This window comes from Actinoplanes lutulentus (assembly GCF_003259845.1).
Taxonomy (GTDB): domain Bacteria; phylum Actinomycetota; class Actinomycetes; order Mycobacteriales; family Micromonosporaceae; genus Actinoplanes; species Actinoplanes lutulentus.
In genome coordinates, this window is record NZ_QLMJ01000021.1 from 26,402 (window position 1) to 51,952 (window position 25,551).

Genomic DNA, 25,551 nt, shown 5'->3' on the forward strand with positions numbered 1-25,551 from the left:
ACCGGGTCGGTGCGCCGCGGCGCACCGACCCGGTCCGTCCTGACTAGGCTCTCGGTATGGCTCTCCTCCACAAGGCACAGATCACCCCGAGCAAGCTGGAATTGCTCGCCGCCTGGCTACCGACCCGCCCTTGGTACGACGGTGAGGGCCCACTGTCCCGGGTGGCAGCCGCGCGGTTCGACGACCCGGCCGGCGAGGTCGGCGTCGAGACCATGCTGGTCCGTGCCGGGGACGGTCCGGTGCTGCACGTCCCGCTGACCTACCGGGGCGCGCCGCTGGACGGTGCCGAGGAGCATCTGATCGGCGTGACCGAGCATTCGGTGCTGGGCAAGCGGTGGGTCTACGACGGCACCGGCGACCCGGTCTATGTCGCCACGCTGGTCGAGGTGATCCGCTCGGCCGGTAGTGAGGCCGTCGAGGAGATCGAGTCGGACGGCGCCCGGGTCACCCGCGAGGTGGACCTCACGCTGACCGGCAGCGGGGCGGAGGTCGCACCGGCCACCGCGATCACCGGCCACGCCGACGGCGACCCGACCGTGATCGCCACGGACGCTCTGACGCTGAACGTGAACCGGGTTCCGCTGATCGCCGTCGATCCCGCGGACAGGGGTGTTCTGAGTGGTTGCTGGAGTGGGCAGGAGACCCCGGCGGTCCTGGTCCACCTCCGCTGACTAGTACAGGGGTAGCTCGACGGGGCATTCGGCCCAGGCGTGGCGCCGGAGCTGGTACGGCGGCGTGAGGCCGGCGCCCCATTTGCCAGCGCGGCGGTTCGCCTTCGCGAGATTCGCCGAACACGCGAGGGTGTAGGGGTGGCCGGCGCCGCGTACCAGCACGGACGTGTCGTACGTCTGCTTCAGCATGCGGCAGGACGTCGCGTGGTCTCCGGCGATCGCATGGTTGATCGCCCGGCCGTTCCCGGCGCACAGGGTCACCCAATGCTGGACGCCGAAGACGTTCTCCACGGCCCCGGCCGCCTGTTCGTCATGGTGGGCGGCGGCCGCGTACTCGCCGTTGCGCCGCTCGGTCACCGCCGTGTTGACCAGGGCTGCCAGCGTCGCCGGGTGGTCGTCGCCGTACACCTTCTGATGCAGTGCCAGTGTGGCGCGAACAAGCGTGAGGGACTCTGCGGGGTGGCCGGCCCGGAGTGCGTTCACCGTGGTCATCGCGATCGCAATGGTATCGGGATGGTCCACGCCGCGGACGGTACGGTACGCATCGAGCAGCGGCCGGCTCAGTGCCGCGGCCTTCGCGTGCTCGCCGGCCGCGGTCAGGGCGATCACCTGAATGCGCAGGCCCGGGGAGAAGTACATGTCCGGTGATTCCACCAGTGGCTTCATCAGCGGGATGACGGTCTCGGCGATGTCGAGGCACTCCTGGTACCGGCCGAGGTAGTAGAGGTCGAGGGCACACGCCGCCTGTGAGAAGAGGGTGGTGAGGTGACCGGGCCCCAGGGTCCGCAGGCGCAGGGCGTGGGTCTCCTCGTTCTGCGCGAGCGCCTCGGCGAACCGCCCGAGATTGCGCAGGTCGATCGCGAGGTTGTTGGAGACCGCCGCAGTCCAGAAGCCCGTTGGCCCGTAGGTGACCCGGCATCTCTCGAGCGTCAGCAGGTCTGACTGGTAGGCCCGGCGGTAGTCACCGGCGAGCCGCAGATTGGCTCCGTAGCTGTTCGCGGCCCGCAGGGTGACCGGGTGGTCATTACCCAGCGAGCGGCGGGCGCGTCCGAGAATCTCCTCCAGTAGCACTTTCGACAGGCCGATGTCGCCGAGTCCGCGTGCCGCCCCGGCCAACCAGAATGCCGCGAAGAGCGTGTTCTCATCGTCCGGCCCGGCCCGCTCGCTCCACCGGTCTCTGGCTTCCTCGGCAAAGTCCCGGCAGCTCTTCATGTCCCCACGGTTGTGCAGGTAGCTCAGCTGCCGCAGCACCAATTCCTGAATCTGCCGGTTGGTGCTGCTCAGACAGCCGGTGAATCGCAGATGCGGCGTGATCCTGCCGTGCATCGCCCACGTCTGGGGATCGGTCTCATCGCCTGCGGCACCTTCCGCGGTCGCCAGCAGCGACTGTGCCGCCGCGCGCAACTCATCGACCCGGTCCGGGCTTACCTGGGCCTGGACGACGGCTCGCATGAGCCTATGCAGCTGGATGGTTCCCCGGCCGGCGTCGAGCTTGGCGAGAGACAACCGGCCGATGTGCGCCATGGCCTGGTCGAGGCGGAGGGGATCGGTGAGGACCTCCTTCAGCGCCGTGGGCGATACACCGCCGCCGCCGAGGCGAAGCATGCCGCGGTCGACCGGTTCCGGTGCGAGAAAGGCGGTCAGTTCGAGCAACCGCACCGCCGCGCTGTCAGTGGTGGACAGGCGTTCCAGCGCCACACCCCAGGTAGCGGCGACAGACGCCGGGTAATCGGCGGGCCGGTTGGCGTCCAGCAGATCCCGGGTTCGTTCGGAGAGCAGACGCAGATAGTGCGGGAGCGTGGTGCCGGAAGCGTCGATCCACGCGGACGCCTGCTCCAGTGCCAGCGGCAGATCACCCAGTTGTTCGGCTAGACGAACCGCGTCCGCCTCGTCGACAACGGGATTACGCTTGCGTAGCAGGGCCACGCTCTCGTCGCGGTGCAGCACCTCGACCTCGATGGTGTCGGCCACACCGGACCAGCCTCGATCGCGTGATGTGATCAGCACCTGGCCGGTTGAGTGTGGTGGCGCCGGTTCGGGAAGGTAGGCCTGTAGCGTCGCCGGCCCCTCGGCGTTGTCGAAGATCATCAGCCAGCGCCGAAACGGCACCCCTCGGCGCAGGCCGTCACGCACCAGGGCCAGGGTACGTTCCACGTCGTCCGACTCGGGCAGACCCATAGCCGCCGCGACACGTAGATAGGCGGATCGCAGCGCCGCCGGCTGCTCCGCGGGGATCCACGCCACCAGATCGAACTGATGGTGCCGGCGGTGTGCGTACTCGACCGCGAGGTGCGTCTTGCCTACACCGCCGAGGCCGTACAGCGCGTGGGGGACGATGGCGGTCACGCCGTGGCTCTCCGCCGGGCGATGTGCGAGCAGTGTGAGCAGTTCCTGCCGGCCGGTGAAGTGTCGGCTTCGCGGCGGGACATCCACCCAGGCCGGCGGGGCGCCGGCTGGTGCCGGCACGGCCGGGACGGGCGCCGGGAGACTGTAGTTCCGCTCCGCCGCGACGGTCAGCACCGCCGACACCGTGACCACGCCGGCAAGCGCGGCGAACAGCCAGGGGTCCCAGCCGGACGTCAGAACGTTGGTGAGCCAGCTTCCGATGGCCACGACGACGGGGACTGCTCCCACGAGCAGCGCGGTGCGGAGACGGCGGGGATTGCGGGCTTCCAGCAAACTGCGCCACCTCCGGTCGGTGCCGAGGGTGGTCAATCTACAACGCTCTGTCACCGGAAGCGATCCTCTTATCCGGTACTCCGCGCCGGCGCGGCCGCGTCTGGTCAGCTGGTCGTCAGGCCGAAGAACTCCGCGATGGCCGTTGCCGCGTGCAGGTCCGTCGCGGTGCGGCCCATCAGGGCGGGGGAGGGCTTCGGGCCCGGGATGGTGTGGCCGCCGCCGTGCACGGTGAACAGGGTGACCGGCGGGTGGCCGTCCTGGGCGTAGCCGGTCCGGCTCACTGTCGTCCGGCCGCCCCGATGCGGCAGGTCGGTGCTGGTCGGCGGGGTGGTTATCCCGTTGCGCCGGGCGAAGTAGGCGGCCGTCTCCGGAGCGGACAGCAGGGCCCCGCCGGACTTGAACGCGAGCCTGGCCCACGCTGCCATCCGCCCGCCCGCGTACGGAACGATCCGGTCCTTGGTTCCGTGGATCAGGAGCACAGGCTTCGGTACGACCGGCAGAGCCGGCGTTCCGGACAACAGGAAGTTGTCCGGGGCCGGCTGCTGGGCCGCGATGATCGCGCCGCCGGCGAGCAGGTCGGGGCGCTCGTGGAGGAGCCGGATCACCATGCCGCCGCCGTTGGAGTACCCGGCGGCGACGGTCTCCCGGCCGTCGCCGAACCGTTTCACGATCGCCTCGGTGAACGCCACGTCGTCGACGCCGGCGAGCCGGGCCGGTGTGCTGCTGAGCTTGCGGGCGTCGTTCCAGTTGCCCCGGTGCCCGTCGAGGTAGGCGACGGCGGTCCGGTCCAGGCGGTCGAACGCGTTGCCGGTGAAGCGGCGGAAGATCCCGGCGTTCTGGGTGGAGCCGTGGAAGACGATCAGCAGGCGGTCGTAGTCGCCGCCGTCCGGGGTGACCAGCGTGAAGGTGCGGGGCCGTCCGGCCACGTCGATGGTTTCCATGGGGGCTCCCGTTGAAGCGGATGGCTTATCCGTTTCAACGTAACATGATGTGGATGGAGTATCCGGTTATCCTTCTCACGTGACTTCCGTACCGCTGCGCAAGGACGCCGCCCGTAACTGGCAGCAGATCGTCGAGGTGGGCCGGCGTTTTGTGGACGAGGGCGTGCCGCTGCGGCTCAACGACGTCGCCCGTGAGGCGTCGATCGGGGTGGCCACGGTCTACCGGCATTTCCCCACGACGGAGACGCTGCTGGAGACCGTCGCCCGGCCGGGCCTCGAGAACCTGGTGACCGAGGCGAACCGTGCCCTGGGCGCGGACGATGCCTGGGACGCGTTCGCCGGGTTTCTCCTGGCCGGCATCGACATCCAGCTGGCCGACGCGTCCGTGCAGCCGGTCTTCGCCGCGAGTACGCACGCGCTGCCGGAGACGGCCGAGCTGGTCGGCCGTCTCCACGCCGCCTCCGGGGAGTTGCTCGGCCGGGCGCAGGCGAGCGGCGTGGTCCGGCCGGATCTGACCAGCCAGGACGTCGTCCGGCTGATGTGCGGCGTGGTCTTCGCGGCCACCGTGCACGCGAGCCCGGGGGAGCGGGCCGGCCTGACCCGCCGTTACCTCGACATGGTCCTGGCCGGCCTCCGCGCCTCCGCTCAGAGCGCCTCGTCCGTAGCGCCTCGTCCGTAGCGCCTCGTCAGTAGAACCTCGTTCTTAAAGCGCCTCGTCCGCCTTGCGTGCGGCGATCAGCACCGGGTCCCACACCGGGGCGAAAGGTGGTGCGTAGCCCAGATCCAAAGCGGTCATCTCGGTGACCGTCATCCGGTTCCACACGGCCACCGCGAACGCGTCTATCCGTTTCGCGGCCTCGGCCTTGCCGACGATCTGGGCGCCGAGGAGCAGGCCGCTCTCTTTCTCGGCGATGACCTTCACGGTCATCGGATCGGCGCCGGGCATGTAGCCGGCGCGGTTCGTCGACGAGACCGTGGCGGTCACGTATCGGTAGCCGGCCGTGTCGGCCTCTTTCGACGACAGGCCGGTCCGGGCCACCTCCAGGTCGCAGATCTTGGTGATGCCGGTGCCGATGATGCCGGGGAACGTGGCGTACCCGCCGCCGAGGTTGATGCCGGCGACCCGGCCCTGCTTGTTCGCGTGGGTGCCGAGCGGGACGTGCACCTGCCGCCCGCTGACCCGGTTCAGCACCTGGGTGCAGTCGCCGGCCGCCCAGACGCCCTCGACCAGGCCGGACGGGCCGGTCACCCGTTGCCGCAGGTCGGTGGCGAGACCACCGGTGGCGCCGAGCGGGATCCCGGCGGCCTTGGCCAGCTCGGTGTTGGGCCGGACGCCCAGTCCCAGGATCACCAGGTCGGCCGGCAGCGTCCCGGCATCGGTCACCACCGCCCCGATCCGATCACTTCCGGACGCGGAAGACCCGGACGCCAAAGACCCGGATGCTGAAGATCCGGACGCCGAAGACCCGGACGCCGGCGACCGGGACTCCAGGGATTGGACGGTGACACCCGTCCGCAGCGTTATCCCCATGCCCTCGATGGACTTCGCGACCAGCGCACCCATGTCCGGGTCGATCGTGGACATCGGCTGCGGCGACTGCTCGACCAGGGTGACCGACAGGCCGCGCCGCAGCAGCGCCTCGGCCATTTCCACGCCGATGTACCCGGCGCCGATCACCACGGCGTTCTTCGGCGACGTCTCGGCGATCCAGGCCTCCACGGCCGCGCCGTCGCCCAGGGTCTGCATCCCGAAGACGCCGCGCATCGGTCCCGCGGCCCATTTCGGCCGCACCGGGACAGCGCCGGCGGCGTAAACCAGCTCGTCGAAGCCCTCGCTGAACTCCCGGTCGGCCGAGCGCACCGTCACGGTCCGCGCGGACAGATCAATTCCGGTCACCTCGTGCCCGGTGTGGACGGTGATGCCACTCTCGGCGAACGCCGCCGGATTTCGGGCTATCAACGCGTCCGGCCCGTCGACGAGGCCGCCGATCCAGTACGGGATCCCGCACGCCGAGTAGGACGTGAACTCGCCCCGCTCGAACGCGATGACCTCCAGGTCGTCCGCCTTGCGCCGTTTCCGAGCCTGCGCGGCCGCTGACATTCCGGCCGCGTCGCCGCCGATCACGATGATTCGCACCGTCCCATTGTCCTCCAGCCCCGATCTCTGTTACCGCGGCATTTCCGGAAAGCTGCGGGCGATGGTTGCCTGTCGCATCAGCCGGGATCTATGGTGACCCCACCGCGTCCCACCCCACCGTCCCCTGACACCGCTGATCGTCGAAGCGCTTCGACAGCCCACCTCGGAGCGCCATTTCGCCATGCCTTTCTCATGATGGAGACCACCATGCGCAAACGCGGTCTGGCCGTCCTCGCCACCGCTCTGCTGGTCGTGCCTCTCGCGCCCGGCGCAGCAGTAGCCGCCGATCCCGCCTATCCGTTCCGTGATCCGAGCCTGCCCCTTGTCACCCGGATTGACGACCTGGTCGGCCGGCTCACGCTCGACGAGAAGATCTCCCTGCTGCACCAGTACCAGCCGGCCATCCCGCGTCTCGGCCTCGGTGTGTTCAAGTCCGGCACCGAGGCGCTGCACGGTGTGGCCTGGTCGAACAGTTACGCGCAGAACGGCGCGAAGATCGACGCCACCGCGACGGTCTTCCCGCAGGCCGTCGGCCTTGCCAGCACCTGGGACCCGGAGCTGCTGAAGCGGGTCGGCTCGGCGGTCGGCGACGAACTGCGCGGTTTCCACGCGCAGGACCCGGCGATCTGGGGCCTGAACACCTGGGCGCCGGTGGTCAACCTGCTGCGTGACCCGCGCTGGGGCCGCAACGAGGAGGGTTACTCGGAGGATCCGCTGCTCTCCGGGGAGATCGCCACCGCGTACGGACAGGGTCTGCAGGGCGACGACCCGGACCATTTGAAGACCGCGCCGACGCTGAAGCATTACGCCGCGTACAACAACGAGACGAAACGCGATGTGACCTCGTCGAACGTCCCGCAGCGGGTGCTCAACGAATATGACCGGGCGCCGTTCAAAGCGGCGCTGGAGAACGGCGCCGCCACCGGCGTGATGGCTTCCTACAATCTGATCAACGGCCGCCCCGCGACGGTTGACCCTGATCTGGGAACGCTGGTCCGCGGTTGGAGTGACCAGCGCCTTTTCAATGTCAGTGATGCCTGGGCGCCGACGAACCTGACCGGTTCGCAGGCTTATTTCGCGACCCAGGCCGCGGCGAACGCCGCCCTGCTGAAGGCCGGCCTGGACAGTTTCACGGTCAACGACACGAACGCCGTCCCGACGGTGACCGCGATCAACGAAGCCCTCCAGCAGGGGCTGCTCACCGAAGCGACGATCAACGAGTCGGCCGGCAACGCCCTGAGCATCCGGTTCCGGCTCGGCGAGTTCGACCCGGACGGCGGCCCGCACGCGGACATCACCGCCGCCGTGATCGACAGCCCGGCACACCGCGCCCTCGCCCGGGAGACCGCCGCCGAAGCTGCTGTCCTGTTGAAGAACGACAACAGCCTGCTGCCCCTCAAGCCGGGCGGTGACGTCGCGGTCGTCGGTCCTCTCGCCGACAAGCTTTACACCGATTGGTACGGCGGACAGCTCCCGTACGAAGTCACGACCCTCGACGGGATCAAGGAACGGGCGAAGAACGTCACCACGAGTTTCGGCGCCGACCGGATCGCGTTGAAGGAGGTCACCACCGGCCGCTATCTCAACGCCACCGACGGCCCGGCCGGCCTCGGCGAGAAGACCACGGCGTCGGAGTTCGACAGCGTGGACTGGGGTGACGGCGTCTCCACCCTGCGCAGCGTCGCCAACGGCAAGCTGCTCGGTTACGGCTGGGGGCCGTTCGTCACCGTCGAGGAGAACCCGACCGGCTGGTTCGTCCAGCAGCAGTTCAAGGTCGAGGAACAGAGCGACGGCACGGTCGTGCTGCACTACGCCGGTTACGAGACGCAGGAGCCGTGGTTCGGCACGAACACGTACGTCACCGTGGGCGCCGACGGCAACCTGGCGCTCGGGGCGTCCAGCGCGGCGACGGCGGCACGGTTCAGCAAGGAGTTGCTGGTCGACGGGGTAAAGCAGGCCGCTGCCACGGCGAAGAACGCGAAGACCGCCGTCGTGGTCGTCGGCACCGACCCGTTCGTCGCCGGCCGCGAAGCACACGACCGGACCGGCCTCGGCCTCGGCGCCCGCCAGGAAGCCCTGATCAGAGCGGTACGCCAAGCGAACCCGAATACCGTCGTCGTCCTGCAGAGCAGTTATCCCCAGTCGATCACCTGGGCGCAGCAGCACGTGCCCGGCATCCTCTGGACCACCCACGCCGGCGCCGAGACCGGGCACGCGATCGCCGACGTGCTGTACGGCAGCGTCAACCCGTCGGGCCGGCTGACACAGACCTGGCCCCGCTCGGAGGCGCAACTGCCGGCCGACCTCAACCAGTACGACATCATCACGACCGGCCAGACGTACCTGTACAGCGACGCGAAGCCGCTCTATCCGTTCGGCCACGGGTTGTCGTACACGAAATTCCGCTACAGCAACGTAAAGATCAGGAACGGCACGGTCAGCGTGACCGTCACCAACACCGGCGATAGAGCCGGTGACGAGGTGGTCCAGCTGTACACGCATCAGCGCACCTCGCGCGACGTCACGCCGACGAAGCAGCTGCGCGGGTTCACCAAGGTCCACCTGGCACCCGGGAAATCGACGACGGTCACGCTCAAGCTCGACCGGGAAGACCTGGCCAGGTGGGACGTCACCCGGCAGCGCTGGGTGGTCGAGAGCTCGGTGCACGACATCCTCCTCGGCTCGTCGTCGAGCGACATCCGGCAGCGGGCGACCCTCGCCGTCCGGGGCGAGACGATCCCCGCACGGGACCTCACTGAAGAGACGAGGGCGGAGACCTTCGACGTGTACACCGGCGTCAAACTTCTCGACGAGACCAAGGAACGCGGCACGGTGGTCGGCGCGAGCAGGGCCGGCGACTGGATCGGTTTCCGCGACGCCGCGCTCCGCGGCGGCACAACCCTCACGGTCCGTGCGTCCGGCGCCGGCTCCGTCGAGGTCAGGCTCGGTTCGCCCTCCGGGCGCCTGCTCGGTACGGCCACGCTGAGCGACACCGGCGGCATCTATGAGTACGCCTCAACGACCGCGAAGTTGCGGCTCGTGAGCGGCCGCCACGACGTCTACCTGGTGCCGAGCCCCGGCCTGCGCCTGGCGACGTTCACCATCCGCTGACCCCGGTCCGCGTGTCGATCCGGGGCGCGATGCGAACCCCGGATCGGCACGCGGTGAGGGACCACGGCCAGTGCGGCGAGCAGGACTGATCGACGGGATCAGTAGGATCGACGAGGGGAGCGGTCTTGGCAAAGGACCGGGCGACTTGGGGAGGCGCAGTGCCGACGATCAACGACGTCGCCCGGGCGGCCGGGGTTTCGCCCAGCACGGTGTCGTACGTTCTGAGCGGCCGCCGCCCGATCTCGGCCGAGACCCGCGCTCGGGTCCAGGCCGCCATCGCCGAGCTCGGGTTCCATCCGCACGCGGGTGCTCGCGCCCTGGCCAGCAGCAAGACCAACGTGCTCGCCCTGGTCGCGCCGCTGCGGGTGGACGTCAACGTGCCGGTCATCATGCAGTTCGCGACAGCCGTGGTGACCGCGGCCCGGGCGTACAACCATGATGTTCTGCTGCTGACCAAGGACGAGGGCACCGCCGGGCTGGAACGCGTCGCGCACAGCACCATGGTGGACGCGTTGATACTGATGGATCTGGAACGGGACGACCTGCGCATCCCGGCGTTGCGCCGGCTCAAGCAGCCGTCGGTGCTGATCGGGCTGCCGTCCGACCACACCGGCATCGCCTGCGTCGACCTGGACTTCGCGGCGGCCGCCCGGCTGGCGCTGGAGCATCTCGCCGGGCACGGCCACCGGCGGATCGGCCTGGTCGGCCCGTCGCCGGCCGTCTACCGGCGGCAGACCACGTACGCGGACCGGTTCCTCGCGGGCTTCCTCGAAGCCTCCGCCGAACTGGACCTGCGCACGGTCACGCACCCGTGCGAGCCGGGCGCGGCCGGGGTCCGCGACGCGATGGCCGACATCGACGCCCAGCTGTCCGATCTGACCGCGCTCGTGGTGCACAACGAGGAAGCGCTGCGGCCCCTGCTCGACCTGTTGCACGCGACAGGTCGCAAGGTGCCGGACGACGTCTCGATCGTCGCGATCTGCCCGCAGGACGTGGCTACCAGCATGCCGGTCGGCCTCACATCGATCGACATCCCTGCCCATGATGTCGGGACTCTGGCCGTGGAGACCGCGATGCGGCTGCTCGACGGCCGGACCGTGGAATACACCCGGTTGCTGGCGCCGGCTCTGGTCGAGCGGAACAGCTGCACGGAAATCTCTCCGTCACACCGTTGACATGAACGGCGCTCGTTCCCTAGCGTCTCCCGCAAGGCCATCGTCGAAGCGTTTCGACAGATACCCGTCGAAGCGCTTCGACGATCGGCGCACCCGCTCTCCCCGAATCCGAAATCTGAAACCCAGTCCCCCTGGGAGGACCCCGTGTTCAGAACACGTGCCGCTGCCGCGATCCTGCTGGCGACGTCTCTGGCCCTGACCGCCTGCGGCGGCGGAGGCGACGACGCCGATGAAGGCGCCGACGCGAAGACCCTGACCCTCTGGCACTACGAGGGTCCGAACAGCGCCATGGGCATCGCCTGGAACAAGTCGATCGAGATCTTCAAGAAGGACCACCCCGGCGTCGAGGTGAAGTTCGAGGAGAAGGGCTTCGAGCAGATCCAGCAGAACGCCCAGATGATCCTCAACTCGGACAGTGCGCCCGACCTGATGGAGTACAACAAGGGCAACGCGACGGCCGGCCTGCTCTCCAAGCAGGGCCTGCTCACCGACCTCAGCGAGCAGGCCACCAAGCGCGGGTGGGACACCAAGCTGAGCCCGAGCCTGCAGACCACCGCCAAGTACGACGAAGACGGCATCATGGGCAGCGGCAAGTTCTACGGCGTGCCCAACTACGGCGAATACGTCATGGTCTATTACAACAAGGCCCTCTTCGACAAGTACAAGCTCGCCGTACCCACCACCTTCGAAGAGTTCACCAAGGTCATGGACACCTTCGTCCAGAACAAGGTGACCCCCCTGGCCGTCGGCGGCGCCGAGTACCCGGCTCAGCAGATCTTCTACGAGCTCGCGCTCTCCAAGTCCGACCGCGCTTTCGTCGACGACTACCAGCTCTACAAGAACAAGGTGGACTTCAAGGGCCCGCAGCTCACCTACGGCGCCCAGACGTTCGCCGACTGGGTGAGCAAGGGCTACATCTCCAAGGACTCGGCCGGCATCAAGGCCGAGGACATGGGCGTCTCGTTCACCCAGGGCAAGTTCCCGATCCTCTTCTCCGGCAGCTGGTGGTACGGCCGGTTCGCCGAGGAGATCAAGGACTTCGAGTGGGGCACCTTCCTCTTCCCCGGCAACAACCTGCACCCGGGCTCCAGCGGCAACCTCTGGGTCGTGCCGGAGAAGAGCAAGGCCAAGGCTCTCGCGTACGACTTCATCGACATCACCATGTCGCCGGAGATCCAAGCGCTGCTCGGCAACTCCGGTGGTGTCCCGGTCGCGGCGGACGTCTCGCAGATCACCGATCCGAAGAACAAGGAACTGGTCGAGACGTTCAACAAGATTTCGGGCAGTGACGGCCTCGCGTTCTACCCGGACTGGCCGGCGCCCGGTTACTACGACGTCCTCGTCGCCGGCGTGCAGGGCCTGATCAACGGGTCGAAGACGCCCGATGCGTTCCTCGATGAGATCGCCAAGCCGTACAACGAGAATCTGGCCGATCTCGGCAAGTGAGCGAACTTTTTCAACGTGACGAGGGCCGTCGCCGCCGGCGCCGGCGGACGGCCCGGAAGCTTCGGCCCGATGTCAGGTTGAAAAAAGTTCGGAGTCGCGGGCGGCAGGGTGACCCGCCGCCCGCCTCGCGGAAGGAATCGGCCATGAAGAAGAATCGCGGCTACGCGATCTACCTGATCCCCGGAGTGCTCGCCTCGCTCGCCGTGATCGTCGTTCCGCTGGTGATGACGGTCTATGTCAGTTTCACCAAATGGACCGGCGTCGGCACGCCCCGCTGGGTCGGTTTCGACAACTACACCAGGCTTTTCCAGGACACGCTCTTCTGGCAGTCGTTCTCCAACATCGGGCTGCTGGTCCTCGCGATGGCCGTGGTGCCGACGCTGCTCGGGCTGTTCCTGGCCGCGGTGCTCTTCGACTACGTGGCCAAGAAGTTCGGTGACCGCTGGGCCGGCACGCTGCGTAGCGGGTACTACATCCCGCAGGTGCTGCCGGTCGCGGTGACCGGCATCGTCTGGGGCTGGATCCTGCACCCCGATTACGGCGCGCTCAACAAGATCATGGAGTCGATCGGCCTCGGCGGGCTCACCCGGAACTGGCTCGGCGACCCGGATTACGCGCTGTACAGCGTGATGGCCGTGATGATCTGGTTCCAGCTCGGCTATCCGGTCGTCATGTTCATGGCCGGGCTGTCCCGGGTCGACCCGGAGCTTTACGAGGCGGCCGACCTGGACGGCGCGAGCTGGTGGCAGCGGTTCCGCAAGATCACCGTCTACATGATCCGGCCGGAGTTCTACGTCGTGCTGGTGACCACCACGATCGCCGCACTGAAGATCTTCGGGCAGGTCTTCGTGCTCACCGGCGGCGGGCCGAGCAACGCCACCCTGGTCCCGTCGTATTTCGCCTACAAGAACTTCTTCGAGAAAGCCCAGGTCGGGTACGGCTCAGCGATCTCCACGGTGCTGACCGTGCTGATCGTCCTGCTGGCGTTCCTGTTCCTGCGCCTGCAGCACCGTGCGGAGGAGACCCGATGACCGTCGTGGACACGGAGGCCTCTACGCGTACCCTCGAAGATCCGTCGCCGAAGGCGGCGAAGCATCGCAACCCGGTGCGATTCGCCGTGCTGTTCGCCCTCGTGGTTTTGCTTCTCCTGCTGGTCGGACCGCTGCTGGTGGTCGCGGTCAACGCGGTGAAGAGCCCGGCGGATTACGCCGCGAGCGGGCCGCTGTCGATTCCCACGCACCTGTACTGGGACGGGATCGTCGATTTCTGGAACCGGGTCAATTTCGGTCAGAAGCTCTGGAACAGCTTCATCACCAGCCTGGTCGTCGCGGTGCTCGGCGTGGTCCTGAGCATTCTGAACGCCTACGCGCTCGGCATCGGCAAGGTGAAAGGCCGCGTCTGGTTCCTGGTGTTCTTCCTGGTCGCGAACCTGCTGCCGCAGGAGGTGCTGGTCTACCCGCTGTATTACATCGGCAAGGAGATCGGTCTCTACGACAACCTGATATCGATCATCATCATCTTCACGGTGATTCAGAGCGCGTTCGGCACCTACCTGTTGACCTCGGTCTACGCCGAGTTCCCCAAGGAATTGCTGGAAGCCGCCTCGATCGACGGCGCCGGCAAATGGCGCGCGCTGTGGCAGGTGGTGGTGCCGGTCAGCCGGCCGACCCTCGCGGTGCTGTTCACGTTCTTCTTCATCTGGACGTGGAACGAGTTCTTCCTGCCGCTGATCTTCCTGATCTCGAACGACAACCAGACCGTTCCGGTCGCACTCGGTGTGCTGCAGGGCGATCGCATGATGGATGCCACGACGACGAGCGCCTCCGCGCTGATCGGCATTCTCCCCGCGATGCTCTTCTTCCTCCTTTTCCAGCGGACCCTCACGCGCGGCATCGCCGCCGGTGCCATCAAATGATCGTTTGTAAAGGACACTCATGAAGTTCACCGACGGCTATTGGCGTAAGCGGGACGGGGTCACCGCGCTGCACCCGGCGCATGTTGTGGACAGTTCGACGGCGCCGGACTCGCTGACTGTCTATGCCGCCACCAAGCCGGTGCGAGGCCGTGGCGACACGCTGAACGCGCCGCTGATCACGGTCACGCTGGCCGCGCCGGCACCGGACGTCATCCGGGTGACGATCGACCATTTCCAAGGATCAGTCGCGAAATTTCCGAATTTTTCGGTTAGCTCCTCGCCGGTCGACGTCGCCGTCGACGCCGTCTCGCTCACCTCGGGCGCGCTGACCGCCCGTTTCAACGACGGCGAGCACTGGGGACTCGACTTCCTCGTCGACGGCAAGCGGATCACCGGCAGCGGCTGGAAGGGCATGGGCATCGTCGACACCGCCGACGGTTCCTCGTTCGTCCACGAGCAGCTGGATCTTGGCGTCGGTGAGGCCGTCTACGGTCTCGGCGAGCGCTTCGGCCCACTGGTCAAGAACGGTCAGAGCATCGACGTCTGGAACGAGGACGGCGGGACCAGCAGCGAGCAGGCGTACAAGAACGTCCCGTTCTACTTCACCACCGGCGGTTACGGCGTCCTCGTCGACCACCCCGGCAAGGTGTCCTTCGAGGTCGCCTCGGAGATGGTGTCGCGCACCCAGTTCAGCGTCGCCGGGCAGAGCCTGTCGTACCTGATCATTCACGGTCCCACGCCGGCCGACGTGATCCGTAAGTACACCGCGCTGACCGGCCGGCCCGCACTGCCGCCGGCCTGGTCGTTCGGGCTCTGGCTGACCACGTCGTTCACCACGTCCTATGACGAGGACACGGTGAACAAGTTCATCGACGGGATGGCCGAGCGGGACCTGCCATTGAGCGTGTTCCATTTCGACACGTTCTGGATGCGCGAGTTCTCGTGGTGCGACTTCGAGTGGGATACGCGTACCTTCCCGGACCCGCCGGGCATGCTGAAGCGCCTCGCCGGGCGGGGTCTGAAGGTCTGCCTCTGGATCAACCCCTATATCGCGCAGCGGTCGGCGCTCTTCGCCGAAGGCCGGGAGAAGGGTTACCTGGTCAAACGCGCCAACGGCGACGTCTTCCAATGGGACCTCTGGCAGGCCGGCATGGGCCTCGTCGACTTCACCAACCCGGCGGCCCGGGAATGGTATGCCGGCAAATTGCGGGTGCTCGTCGAGATGGGCGTGGATGCCTTCAAGTCCGACTTCGGCGAACGCGTGCCGACCGATGTGGTCTGGCACGACGGCTCCGACCCCGAGCGCATGCACAACTACTACACGCAGATCTACAACCAGGTCGTCTTCGACGTTCTGAAAGAGGCGAAAGGCGACGGCGAGGCGGTCCTCTTCGCCCGCTCGGCCACCGTCGGCGGCCAGCAATTCCCGGTGCACTGGGGCGGCGACAACTCCAGCACCTACGAATCCATGGCGGAAAGCCTGCGCGGCGGCCTCTCCCTGATGTCCTCCGGCTTCGGATTCTGGAGCCACGACATCGGCGGCTTCGAAGGCATGCCCGACCCGGCGGTCTTCAAGCGGTGGATCGCTTTCGGTCTGCTGTCCTCGCACAGCCGGTTGCACGGCAGCACGTCATACCGCGTCCCGTGGAACTTCGACGACGAATCCTCCGACATCCTGCGGTCGTTCACCCATCTCAAATACCGCCTGATGCCGTACCTTTTCGGCGCGGCCCGCGAAGCGCATCTCACCGGCCTGCCGGTAATGCGCCCGATGGTCGTCGGTTTCCCGGACGACCCGGCAGCGACCTACCTGGACCGCCAATACCTGCTGGGCGGCGACCTCCTGGTAGCCCCGGTCTTCAGCACCGCCGGAAACGTCCGCTATTACGTCCCCGACGGCCGTTGGACCAATTTCCTGACCGGCAATGTAATCGAAGGCCCTAAATGGGTCGACGAGGTGCACGGCTTCGACAGCGTCCCTCTGCTGGTCCGCCCGGGCGCGGCCATCCCGGTCGGCGCCCGAACCGACCGCCCCGACTACGACTACCGCGAGGGCGTCACCCTCCGGCTCTTCGAGCCGCCCTCCAACGGTACGGAAACAGTCACGGTCCCCGGCCCAGCAGAAGCCGGCACCACCTTCAGCGTGCAATGGCATGGCAACACCGTGCGAGTCGAGCGCTCCGGCGCCGAACTCCCCTGGAAGGTCCAGCTTGGTGATGCGGTGACCGAGGTTCCTGCCGACGAGGACAGCTGCACTCTCACCGTCGAGTAGCAGCGAACGACTACCGGCGGCGCCCACAAGACGCCGCCGGTAGTCGGCATCAGCAGTGCCGGCCGCGGGCCGGCGCCTTTGTCGGTAGACCCGATTCTCAAGAGTTCGGCCGCCAGATCGTGGCCGTGACCTCCCAGGCCAAGTGCTCGTCGGGGCCGTCGTGGCCCGGCGGCGGGCGGTCCATTCTGGACGCGTACCCAAGAAGGGCCCGGACAGGAAGTCCTGGCCGGGCCGATCTCGGGGTGGGGTTTGAGGGTCAGGCCAGGGACGGCTCGTCGGTGCGCAGTTGCGGGACCGCCGCGGCCGGGCCGGTGGGCGGCGGGGTGAGGCCGCGGAGGGTGAGCAGGCTGGCGAAGAGGCCGGAGAAGGTGACCGTGAAGCCGAGGGCGATGGCGGCGACCGACGGCAGGACCAGGCGGATGGTGCCGCGGGGGTCGAGGTCGCCGAAGCCGGCCAGGCCCCAGTCGGAGAGGGCGACCACGGTGCCGGCCAGGCCTACGACGATCAGGCTGAGGCCGATGACGACGCAGCGTTCGAAGCTGAGCCAGCGCACCCAGCGGGTCAGCTGACGGTCCCGCACGATGCCTTCGACGCGTCCGTAGATCTGGGCGAAGCCGCCGAACAGGAACAGCTGGGCGCCGACCAGCAGGGTGGCGCAGGCGTACGCCAGGGCGTTCACGTCGAAGGTCACGCCGGCCACCTTCACCGGGGTGAGCGCCAGCGTGACGGTGCCGACCAGGCTGAGTGCGAAGAGTGCCAGGCCCGGCCAGACCAGTGTCCGGTTCGGTGCGAAGACCAGCAGGAAGCGCAGGTGACGCCAGCCGTCGCGCCAGGTACGCAGGTGCGGCGGGCGGCTGCGGCCGTCCTTGCGCAGCGTGGTCGGCACCTCGGTCATGCGGTACCCGGCGAGTGCCGCGCGCACCACCACCTCGGAGGCGAACTCCATGCCCGGCATGCAGAGGCCGAGCTTGCGGATCCGGTCCCGGCTGAAGCCGCGGATGCCGCAGTGGAAGTCGCGGACACCGTCCAGTTTGAACAGTGCCCGGCCGAGCCAGGAGAGCACCGGGTTGCCGAGGTACTTGTGCAGCACCGGCATGGCGCCCGGCTCGATGCCGCCGCGGAACCGGTTGCCCATCACCAGGTCGTACCCGGCGCGCAGCTGCTCGATGAACGGGCCCAGGTTCGCCAGGTCGTAGGAGTCGTCGGCGTCCGCCATGATGATGTACTTGCCGCGCGCCTGGTCGATGCCGTTGAGCAGGGCGCCGCCGTAACCGCGGATCGGGGCGTGCACCACGCGGGCGCCGGCCGCCTCGGCGATCGCCTGCGAGCCGTCGGTGGATCCGTTGTCGCTGACCAGCACCTCGCCCGCGACACCCAGCTCGGCGAGGCTGGCGAGGGCCTTGCGGACGCAGACCTCCAGGGTCTCCGCCTCGTTGAGGCAGGGCAGCAGGACGGTTATCTCGAGTTCGTCGGACATTCTTAACTCCCCGTGGATGTGTCGGCGTCGGTGCGGGTCAGCGCCAAGGCGGCGCCGATCGGCAGGAAGAACAGCGCCGGTACGGCGTACCGGGGCTCGTACATGGAGGTGGCGACCGAGGCCATGATCAGGCCGAGGCCGGCGGCACCGAACAGCAGCGCGTTCCAGCGCGGCCGCCACCCGCCCCGCAGCGGCCAGACCACCCCGGCCAGCAGGGCGAGCAGCATCACGGCGAGGAACGGGCCCATCAGGTACGTGGTCACCAGCGACCAGCCCCAGAGCGCCTTCCGCAGCGGCGTGGCCGCGAGCGTGCTGCCTTCCGGTACCACGTTCTGCTCGGTGATCGCGGTGTAGTTACGCATCGCGCAGTTGGTGCCCGGCTCGGCCGGCAGGTCGTACTTGCCGAAGATGTCGCAGTCGTACGCGGCCGAGACCGGCGGGTGCCGGTCGAAGTGCCAGGACGTCTCGCGGACCAGCATGGTGAGGAAGTCACCGGGCTGGGCCAGGATCGCCTTCGTCGCGAACGAGCTGAGCAGCGGGTCGTCCTGGAGGCGTCCGGCGTGCACCATGCCGGGCTGGGTCTTCACCCACACGTAGTAGTCCGGGCGCTCCGGCCGCTTGCTGACCGGCGTGGGGTCGCAGAGCAGTCGTTCCTGATCGGTCAGCGAGGTGATCCGGTCGCAGTCGGCGAACGTCTGCACCCGGCCGTAGAGGAACCGGCCCTGGAACTGCCCGAACGAGTAGACGCCGTGGTAGTCGTGGTACCAGACCAGGTACCCGCTGAGCGGCAGCACCAGGGCCACCACAAAACCGGCGAGCGGTTTCCACCCCGGCCAGCGCACCAGCAGGAACGCGACGCAGAGCGCGGCCAGCGGCAGGCCGACCGATCGGGTCAGCGTTGCCGCGCCGATCAGCAGGCCGGCCAGCGCCGCCGCCCACGCCGGGGTGCGTTTCCGCCAGGCCAGCAGGATCAGCGCGACGCCGGCCAGGACCACGAACACCGTCTCGGCGAGGACCGCGTGTTCGAGGGTGATGGCCCGGCCGATCAGGGCGAACGGCGCGATGGCGAGGCCGGCCAGCCACGGCCGGACACCGCGGCGCAGCAGGAAGGCGTACGTGAGGACGAGCAGCCCGAGCACCAGCAGGTGCTGGACGATCGCCACCACGATCAGCGGCCAGGACATGAACGGGATCAGGAACGCGGAGTATCCGTACGGGCGGATCGGGCTCGGGTGGTCCAGCGTGGCGAACTCGGTGTAGGCCAGGCTGTCGGCGAGCCAGAACGCGTACGGGTACGCCCGCAGTACGAGTAGGCGCAGGGTGATCGCGGCCACGAGGACCACGAGGAGAACGGCGTGCCGCCTCATCCATGCCGGAAGTCCGGTGAATCGCCCCCGCGGTTCGGACATTATGGACGGTGAGTCGTCGATCAAGTGGGGTTTCAGCCGTTCCTGTCAGATGTTCGTCGATGCCGTGACGGCCCGAGTTCATCCGGGCGTCATCACGGGAGCGCCGAAACTAACAGCAAGCTGAATAATTTGTGGTCCCGTTGCTATCCGGTTTGATCTATCCCACACAGACTTGTGGACGTAACAGACGGCTGGGTGGTCACGTCCGGGGGTGCCGCCAGACGGCTTCCAGGCGGGTGACGAGATCGGGGCGCCGGGTGGCGACCTCGCTGATCAGTTCGTCGAAGGCAGCCCGGTCGTGGAGCTCGCGGATGGCGGGTACTTCGAGATCGAGCTCGTGCAACCGGCACACGGCCTCCGCGGTGAGCACTCTGTCGAGAGCGTGGGCGTTGAGGGCGAAACCGCAGCGAACGTAGCCGGCCAGGACCACGTCGATGTCCCGGCCGCCACGGCCGAGAAATGCCAGAGCACAACGGCACATCCGAGAGGCCAGCTCCCTGCGCTGGCAGCTTCCGATCACGTGGGTCGCCAGGTGCGGGCTCACGTCGGGATCGGTGGCGAGCCGGTCCAGCAACAAGGCGCCGAAGCGGGAATCCCGCTGTGTGTTGTGCTCAGCGAGGGTCAGGTAGGCGCCCGGCGACGGGGAGACCCAGAGTTGTTGCAACAGATGTGCTGGAGATTGGGCGTGCTGGTCGGCAGGCCGGACGAAGAAGCCGCCGACGCTTCCCGGAAGAGCGTCCAGGACCGGCGTCAGCGCGTGGTGCATGATGTCGGCGTTCGGATCACACTGCAGGTAGGCGGCCCGGCGGAACTGGTCCTCGCGGTACTCCCAGTGACCCGCCTGCCGGTCGCCGACCACGGATTCGAAGGTCCAGGCCAGATCGGTCTCCTGTGCCGACCATCCGGCGCCGAGAGTGAGCCGGACATCGCGCCGGCCGTCGGTGTGCACCCGCTCCAGCTTGAGGGCCAGAACCAGGGTGCTCCAACTGTCCGAGGAGAGCTGTGACCGCCACAGGGTGACCTTCCTACGCCAGGCCTCGACGCGATTCTGCTCGGTGAACAGGTCGCTCGCCCGGATCTCGCCGGCGGTGGCGAGGATCAGCAACAGCAGGTTGGCGCCGTACGCGGCGTAGCGTGCCGGCTCGCCCGGTGACTGCGGCCGATAATCGGCGAACCGGTGCCCCGGCGGCGTGTGGTCGAGGTCGCGGAACAGCCGGATCAGCAGTTCCGAGCCGTCCGGCACCGGCATCGCGGACAGGAACTCAAGGATCGGTGTGCGGGCGGTCAGAGGCTGGAACGACAACAGGGCGCGTAGCAGGTCGTCCTCGGCCGGGCCGCCGCTGAACGACATTGTCGATGCCTGTTCCTTCGCGACCATGTCGAGCAGCACCTGGTGGACGAGCCGGGCGACCAGGAACTCGCCGAACGTCGCGTGCAGGAACTCGTACGTCTGAAGTCTGGTCTTGTCGCGCAGAGCCCGCGCCTGGTGGATGAAGAAGAATCGGCCGAGCGTCAGATCGGCGCTGGTCAGCGGTGTCCGTGAGCCGGTGCCGGAGGGTGAGCCCTGCGGGCCGCGGATGGGCAGGGCGGTGAAGTCGGCGTCGAGATCGGTTTCGGTCACCCACTGGGCGGCTCGGTTGAACATCGCGAACGCCACGACGGAGAGGCGACGCAGCTCGTTCTCGACGGCGGCGGTCAGGTCGCGCTCGGTGAGGCCGGGCCGGTGCTTGGCGATCTCGCGGATCGCGAAGCTGCGCAGCAACTGCTCGTAGAGTTCGTGGGCGCTCAGATGAGTCCCCTGGCGTCGCAGTGCGTTGCCGTCGGCGTCATACAGCGCGAGCATCAGCAGGAGCAGCGGCTGCTCGGCGAGGGCGCGATGGACCAGAACGGTCTCGGCGGTCAGCGGCTGGAGCCGGCGGGTGGCGAAGTCGCCGGCGTTGACGGTGTTCCAGATGTCCAGCCACGTGGTGACCTGGTCGTCGGCGAAGGGTTCCAGGCGCAGCGCGACGGTTCCGGCCGGCGGACGGGCGCGGTCGGCCACCGCGGTCCGGCTGGTCACGACCACCGCGACCGGGCGGTGCTGTTCGGCTTCGCGGCGCTGGAATCTGGCGACCCGGTCCAGGTAGTCGGTCTGGCTCACCCCGGCGGCCTGCAGCAGCTCGTCGAAGCCGTCGAGGAGGATCACCGGCATGGCGTCGCCGGCCGAGCGGGACAGGGCCGGCCATTCGACGCGTTCGCCGGTGGCGGAGCGGATCGCGTACTCGATCTGGTCTTGAAGGTCGTCGCTCGTGGGGGTGTCACGCAGCACGACCCGGATCGGGAGGAAATCCGCGGCCGGCAGGCGGGCGGCGAAGACCTTGGTGAGCACGGACTTGCCGGAGCCGGGCTGGCCGAGCACGAGCAGGGGAGCGCGGATCGCCTGCGGCGACGTGAGGTGCCCGATCAGGAATTCCTGCAGATCGTCACGGACCGTGAGGGTGGACCACCAGGCTTCCTCGCTCACCTGCCCGGACGCCGGGACGTCGGCGACCCGGAACCGGTGCGGGAGATAGGCGTCCTCCAGCCACGGTACGGCGATCCCGTCGGGCACGTCGCCGGACTCGACAACGGGCCGGCGCAGCTCCGCGCGGTACGCCAGAGCGAGGCTCTCCCGGCGCTGGTCCGGCGCCCGGCCGGTGGAGATCGCCCGGAGCTGTTCCTCCAGGCCGGCGAGCGCCGCGCGGGTGGCGAGATGTTCCTGCTTGTTCGCCCAGAAACCCACCTCGGGGAAGTCGGCCATCAGCTGCCGGAACAGTTCCTGGTAGCGGTCGAGCGCATCCGACGGCAGCCGGGACAGCCCGTCGAGAGCCCGCCGGACCTCGATCTCGTCGGCCTCGTCCTCCGTGACGGTCTCCAGGATGATCAGCCGTGTCAGCTCGGCGAGCTCGGTGTAGACGTCCAGCATCCGGGCGTCGAAGGCGCCGGGCGAGTCCTGCGGCAGCGGCAGCACCCCGCCGAGCGCGATCAGCTGCTGTTGCAGGTTCTTCGCGAAGTACGCGGCATCCGCACGTTTACCCATGACCCGGGCGACCTGCTCGGATCTCTCCCGTGCCAGTCCGTTGATGTGATCCGGCAGCAGGTTGTCCAGGACCTCGAAATAGGCGGCCACCGCGATCACCGCGTGGGCGGCCTCGAGCCGTTCGGTCCGGCTGTGGCGGGACAGCCCGCTGCGTTACTCGGCGAGGGAGCGGATCAGGTCGTTGCTCAGCCGGACGAATTCGGACTTCGCGTCGAACCAGCTCAGGAAGGCCGGAATGACCGGAGCGCCGCCGAGGAGCACGCCGCCGACGATTTTCTCGACGGCGCTGACGATCTTGCTGTCCGTGCCGCCGAGCAATCTGACGGCGTCCGTGTAGCTGAGCGACCGCGACATGCCGTCCATCATGGCCGGTCTCCGCCAGAGAGTGTCATTCGTCCGGGGTGACCCGGGCACCGCCGGACCCTGGTAGGTCTTTTACGGGACCTTCATTTCCCGGTCGGCGCATCCGATGCCGAAGCGTGGGTAACGTGCCCTGCAGAAGCGGGACCAAAGACCCGTGTTCAGTGAATCTCGGATCGATACGTTGATCGGGACATCAGTCAGGACTCTGGCAGATCAATCGAGGGGAATGACCGTGACCGCCGTTTCGGAGAACCGGGCCAGCGCGCTCGACCACAACGAGCTCGTGCGTAGTCTGGCGGAACCCGACGAGAACGAGGTCGCGGGCCTCGACGCCTGGTGGCGGGCGAACAATTATCTGACCATCGGCCAGATCTACCTCCAGGGCAACGCGCTGCTGAAGGAGCCGCTCGTCACCGAGCACATCAAGCCCCGCCTGCTCGGGCACTGGGGGACCAGCCCCGGCCTCTCCTTCATCTACGCGCACGTCTCCCGCCTGATCAAGAAGACCGGCCAGCAGGCCATCTATCTGGCCGGGCCCGGTCACGGCGGTCCCGCGCTGGTCGCGGCCGGATATCTCGAAGGCACCTACTCGGAGATCTACCCGAAGATCAGCCAGGATGCAGGCGGCGTGCTGCGCCTGTTCCGGCAGTTCTCCAGCCCGGGCGGCATCCCGTCGCACGTGTCGGTGACGACGCCCGGCTCGATCCACGAGGGCGGCGAGCTCGGGTACGTGCTGGTGCACGCCTTCGGCTCGGTGATGGACAACCCCGACCTGCTCACGATCGCGGTGGTCGGCGACGGTGAGGCCGAGACCGGCCCGCTCGAAGGCTCCTGGAAGGGCATCTCGTTCATCAACCCGGCGCACGACGGCGCTGTCCTGCCGATCCTGCACCTCAACGGCGCCAAGATCGCCGGACCGACCGTGCTGGCCCGCAAGGACCCCGCCGAGGTGCGCAAACTTCTCGAAGGCCATGGGTACGAGATCATCGAGGTGGGCGGCGACGACCTGCCCGGCATGCATCACCGCTTCGCGGAGGGTCTCGCCAAGGCCTGGGGTCGCATCAAGGAGATCCAGGACGCGGCTCGCGGCGGCGACTGGGACGGTGCGCGGCCGCACTGGCCACTGATCATCTTGCGTACGCCGAAAGGCTGGACCGGTCCGGAGAAGATCGACGGGATCACGGTGACCGGCACGTGGCGCTCGCACCAGGTGCCGCTCTCCGGTGTGCGGGGCAACCCGGAGCACCTCAAGGACCTGGAGACCTGGCTCAAGTCGTACCGTCCGGAGGAGCTGTTCGACGAGGCCGGCGCGCCGGTGCAGATCATCAAGGACCAGGCGCCCGACGGTGACCTGCGGATGAGCGCCAGCCCGCACGCCAACGGCGGGGTGCTCACCCGCGACCTGGACCTGCCGGACTACCGCGACTACGCGGTCGACGTGAAGCAGCCGGCCCAGGGCCGGGCCGAGTCGACCCGCAAGCTCGGCGAGATGATGCGTGACATCTACACGCGCAACCCCGACCGGTTCCGGCTGTTCTGCCCGGACGAGACGAACAGCAACCGCCTCGGCGCGGTCTTCGAGGTCTCCGACCGCGGCTTCATGGAGTCGGTCAACGCCGACGACGTGAAGATCAGCAAAGAGGGCCGGGTCATGGAGGTGCTCTCCGAGCACAACTGCCACGGCTGGCTGGAGGGGTACAACCTGACCGGCCGGCACGGCATGTTCGCCACGTACGAGGCGTTTGCCATGGTCAGCGCGTCGCAGACGATCCAGCACGGCAAGTGGCTGCAGGAGGCTTCGCATCTGCCGTGGCGGGCCAAGGTTCCCAGCCTGAACATCCTGCTGACCTCGACGGCCTGGCGCAACGACCACAACGGCTTCTCGCACCAGGGTCCCGGCCTGATCCAGAACGTGCTGACCCAGCGTGGCGACGTGGCCCGGGTGTACCTGCCGCCGGACGCGAACACGCTGCTCTCGGTCGCGAACCACTGCTTCCGGTCGCGGTCGTACATCAACCTCATCGTGATCGACAAGCAGCCGCAGCTGCAGTGGCTCGACATGGACGCCGCGATCGAGCACTGCCGCAAGGGCGCCGGGGTCTGGGATTGGGCCGGCACCGACGAGGGCGCCAGCGACCCGGACATCGTCCTGGCGTGCGCCGGCGACGTGGTGACCATGGAGACCGTGGCGGCCGCGCAGATCCTCAAGGAGAAACTGCCTCGTTTGAACGTGCGCGTCGTCAACGTCGTCGACCTGATGACGCTGCCGCGGCCGAAGGACCACCCGCATGGCATGAGCGAGACGGAGTTCCGGGAGCTGTTCACCGATCACGTCGACGTGGTGTTCGCCTTCCACGGATACCCGGGCGCCATTCACCAGCTGGTGCACGGCCGGCCGGACGCGGACCGGTTCCGGGTACGCGGCTTCATCGAGCAGGGCACCACGACCACGCCGTTCGACATGACGGTCCGCAACCGGGCGTCCCGGTACCACCTGGTGATCGACGCGATCAACAACGCGCGGCGGCTGCCGGCCGGCGCCACCGAGCTGAAGGCCTGGTGCGAGTCGCAGCTCGAACGGCACGAGAAGTACGTCGTCGAGCACCTGGAGGACATGCCCGAGGTGCGCGACTGGTCGCTGGGGGACTGGGCGGAGAGCTGATCCGCTGATCTTGTGAGGTGGGATATTCCACTCCGGAGTGCGCGACTCTGCGCGTTTCCGGGGTGGAATTCTCACATTCACGCGCGTTAGCACACGATGATGGGTGCGAATCGGTCAGTCGACCGAAATTCTTTCCGAAGAATCTGTGGCCGAGACATGTCTCACCCTTTTAATCAACGGCATGGTTAAGCGAAAGTGAGGGGAGCACAACACCCGTCGCTCGACGATGAGGAAG

At 67.9% G+C, this 25,551-nt stretch carries 14 protein-coding genes and 1 pseudogene; 9 read left to right on the top strand and 6 right to left on the bottom strand.

Annotated elements, in window-relative coordinates; all coding sequences use genetic code 11:
* Positions 1 to 56 precede the first annotated feature (56 nt).
* A complete protein-coding gene (locus B0I29_RS35695; RefSeq protein WP_111653563.1) occupies positions 57 to 671 on the top strand; it encodes a CG0192-related protein in 615 nt (204 codons plus the stop codon).
* Here the strand turns inward: B0I29_RS35695 and fxsT are convergent, their stop codons facing one another.
* Both fxsT and B0I29_RS35705 read right to left on the bottom strand, forming a co-directional pair.
* The gene (fxsT, locus tag B0I29_RS35700) at positions 672 to 3,386 is read right to left on the bottom strand and encodes an FxSxx-COOH system tetratricopeptide repeat protein (protein ID WP_181558146.1); all 2,715 of its coding nucleotides are present in this window, start codon (positions 3,384 to 3,386) and stop codon (positions 672 to 674) included.
* A 68-nt stretch (positions 3,387 to 3,454) separates the two neighbouring features.
* Entirely contained in the window at positions 3,455 to 4,291 is an 837-nt protein-coding gene (locus B0I29_RS35705; protein ID WP_111653565.1) for a CE1 family esterase, read from the bottom strand.
* Positions 4,292 to 4,370: 79 nt separating this feature from the next.
* Here B0I29_RS35705 and B0I29_RS35710 point away from each other — a divergent pair, with 79 nt between their 5' ends.
* Positions 4,371 to 4,970 (top strand): TetR/AcrR family transcriptional regulator, encoded by a 600-nt coding sequence (locus B0I29_RS35710; protein WP_111653566.1) that lies wholly within the window; start codon positions 4,371 to 4,373, stop codon positions 4,968 to 4,970.
* A gap of 24 nt (positions 4,971 to 4,994) precedes the next feature.
* Here B0I29_RS35710 and B0I29_RS35715 read toward each other — a convergent pair whose 3' ends face one another.
* On the bottom strand, positions 4,995 to 6,392 hold the full coding sequence (locus B0I29_RS35715) for an FAD-dependent oxidoreductase (RefSeq protein ID WP_221403178.1): 1,398 nt from the start codon (positions 6,390 to 6,392) through the stop codon (positions 4,995 to 4,997).
* A 243-nt stretch (positions 6,393 to 6,635) separates the two neighbouring features.
* Here B0I29_RS35715 and B0I29_RS35720 point away from each other — a divergent pair, with 243 nt between their 5' ends.
* The 6 genes from B0I29_RS35720 (at position 6,636) to yicI (ending at position 16,347) form a co-directional block, all read left to right on the top strand.
* Entirely contained in the window at positions 6,636 to 9,539 is a 2,904-nt protein-coding gene (locus B0I29_RS35720) for a glycoside hydrolase family 3 protein (protein WP_111653724.1), read from the top strand.
* A gap of 158 nt (positions 9,540 to 9,697) precedes the next feature.
* On the top strand, positions 9,698 to 10,714 hold the full coding sequence (locus tag B0I29_RS35725) for a LacI family DNA-binding transcriptional regulator (protein WP_111653568.1): 1,017 nt from the start codon (positions 9,698 to 9,700) through the stop codon (positions 10,712 to 10,714).
* A 144-nt stretch (positions 10,715 to 10,858) separates the two neighbouring features.
* Positions 10,859 to 12,160 (top strand): extracellular solute-binding protein, encoded by a 1,302-nt coding sequence (locus B0I29_RS35730; RefSeq protein WP_111653569.1) that lies wholly within the window; start codon positions 10,859 to 10,861, stop codon positions 12,158 to 12,160.
* A 143-nt stretch (positions 12,161 to 12,303) separates the two neighbouring features.
* A complete protein-coding gene (locus tag B0I29_RS35735; RefSeq protein WP_111653570.1) occupies positions 12,304 to 13,191 on the top strand; it encodes a carbohydrate ABC transporter permease in 888 nt (295 codons plus the stop codon).
* Positions 13,188 to 14,075 (top strand): carbohydrate ABC transporter permease, encoded by an 888-nt coding sequence (locus tag B0I29_RS35740; RefSeq protein ID WP_111653571.1) that lies wholly within the window; start codon positions 13,188 to 13,190, stop codon positions 14,073 to 14,075. The genes B0I29_RS35735 and B0I29_RS35740 overlap by 4 nt, the downstream gene beginning before the upstream one ends.
* Before the next feature lie 19 nt (positions 14,076 to 14,094).
* On the top strand, positions 14,095 to 16,347 hold the full coding sequence (gene yicI / locus B0I29_RS35745) for an alpha-xylosidase (protein WP_111653572.1): 2,253 nt from the start codon (positions 14,095 to 14,097) through the stop codon (positions 16,345 to 16,347).
* Positions 16,348 to 16,603: 256 nt separating this feature from the next.
* Here the strand turns inward: yicI and B0I29_RS35750 are convergent, their stop codons facing one another.
* From B0I29_RS35750 to B0I29_RS35760, 3 genes and pseudogenes are all read right to left on the bottom strand, one after another.
* On the bottom strand, positions 16,604 to 17,824 hold the full coding sequence (locus B0I29_RS35750) for a glycosyltransferase family 2 protein (RefSeq protein ID WP_111653573.1): 1,221 nt from the start codon (positions 17,822 to 17,824) through the stop codon (positions 16,604 to 16,606).
* 2 nt (positions 17,825 to 17,826) lie between these two features.
* Positions 17,827 to 19,191: a hypothetical protein gene (locus B0I29_RS35755; RefSeq protein WP_181558147.1), complete on the bottom strand. Its 1,365-nt coding sequence runs from the start codon at positions 19,189 to 19,191 to the stop codon at positions 17,827 to 17,829.
* Between the two features lie 241 nt (positions 19,192 to 19,432).
* Positions 19,433 to 22,657, bottom strand: a pseudogene (locus B0I29_RS35760) (NACHT domain-containing protein).
* Between the two features lie 223 nt (positions 22,658 to 22,880).
* Between B0I29_RS35760 and B0I29_RS35770 the strand changes: the two are divergent.
* Entirely contained in the window at positions 22,881 to 25,316 is a 2,436-nt protein-coding gene (locus tag B0I29_RS35770; protein ID WP_181558148.1) for a phosphoketolase family protein, read from the top strand.
* The last annotated feature ends 235 nt before the right edge of the window (positions 25,317 to 25,551 follow it).

Bases quoted from the DNA above. Each gene is read 5' to 3' on its own strand.
- B0I29_RS35695 (WP_111653563.1), top strand. From the start codon at position 57: ATGGCTCTCCTCCACAAGGCACAGATCACCCCGAGCAAGCTGGAATTG.
- B0I29_RS35705 (WP_111653565.1), bottom strand. From the start codon at position 4,291: ATGGAAACCATCGACGTGGCCGGACGGCCCCGCACCTTCACGCTGGTC.
- B0I29_RS35715 (WP_221403178.1), bottom strand. From the start codon at position 6,392: ATGTCAGCGGCCGCGCAGGCTCGGAAACGGCGCAAGGCGGACGACCTG.
- B0I29_RS35720 (WP_111653724.1), top strand. From the start codon at position 6,636: ATGCGCAAACGCGGTCTGGCCGTCCTCGCCACCGCTCTGCTGGTCGTG.
- B0I29_RS35735 (WP_111653570.1), top strand. From the start codon at position 12,304: ATGAAGAAGAATCGCGGCTACGCGATCTACCTGATCCCCGGAGTGCTC.
- B0I29_RS35740 (WP_111653571.1), top strand. From the start codon at position 13,188: ATGACCGTCGTGGACACGGAGGCCTCTACGCGTACCCTCGAAGATCCG.
- yicI (WP_111653572.1), top strand. From the start codon at position 14,095: ATGAAGTTCACCGACGGCTATTGGCGTAAGCGGGACGGGGTCACCGCG.
- B0I29_RS35750 (WP_111653573.1), bottom strand. From the start codon at position 17,824: ATGTCCGACGAACTCGAGATAACCGTCCTGCTGCCCTGCCTCAACGAG.
- B0I29_RS35755 (WP_181558147.1), bottom strand. From the start codon at position 19,191: ATGAGGCGGCACGCCGTTCTCCTCGTGGTCCTCGTGGCCGCGATCACC.
- B0I29_RS35770 (WP_181558148.1), top strand. From the start codon at position 22,881: ATGACCGTGACCGCCGTTTCGGAGAACCGGGCCAGCGCGCTCGACCAC.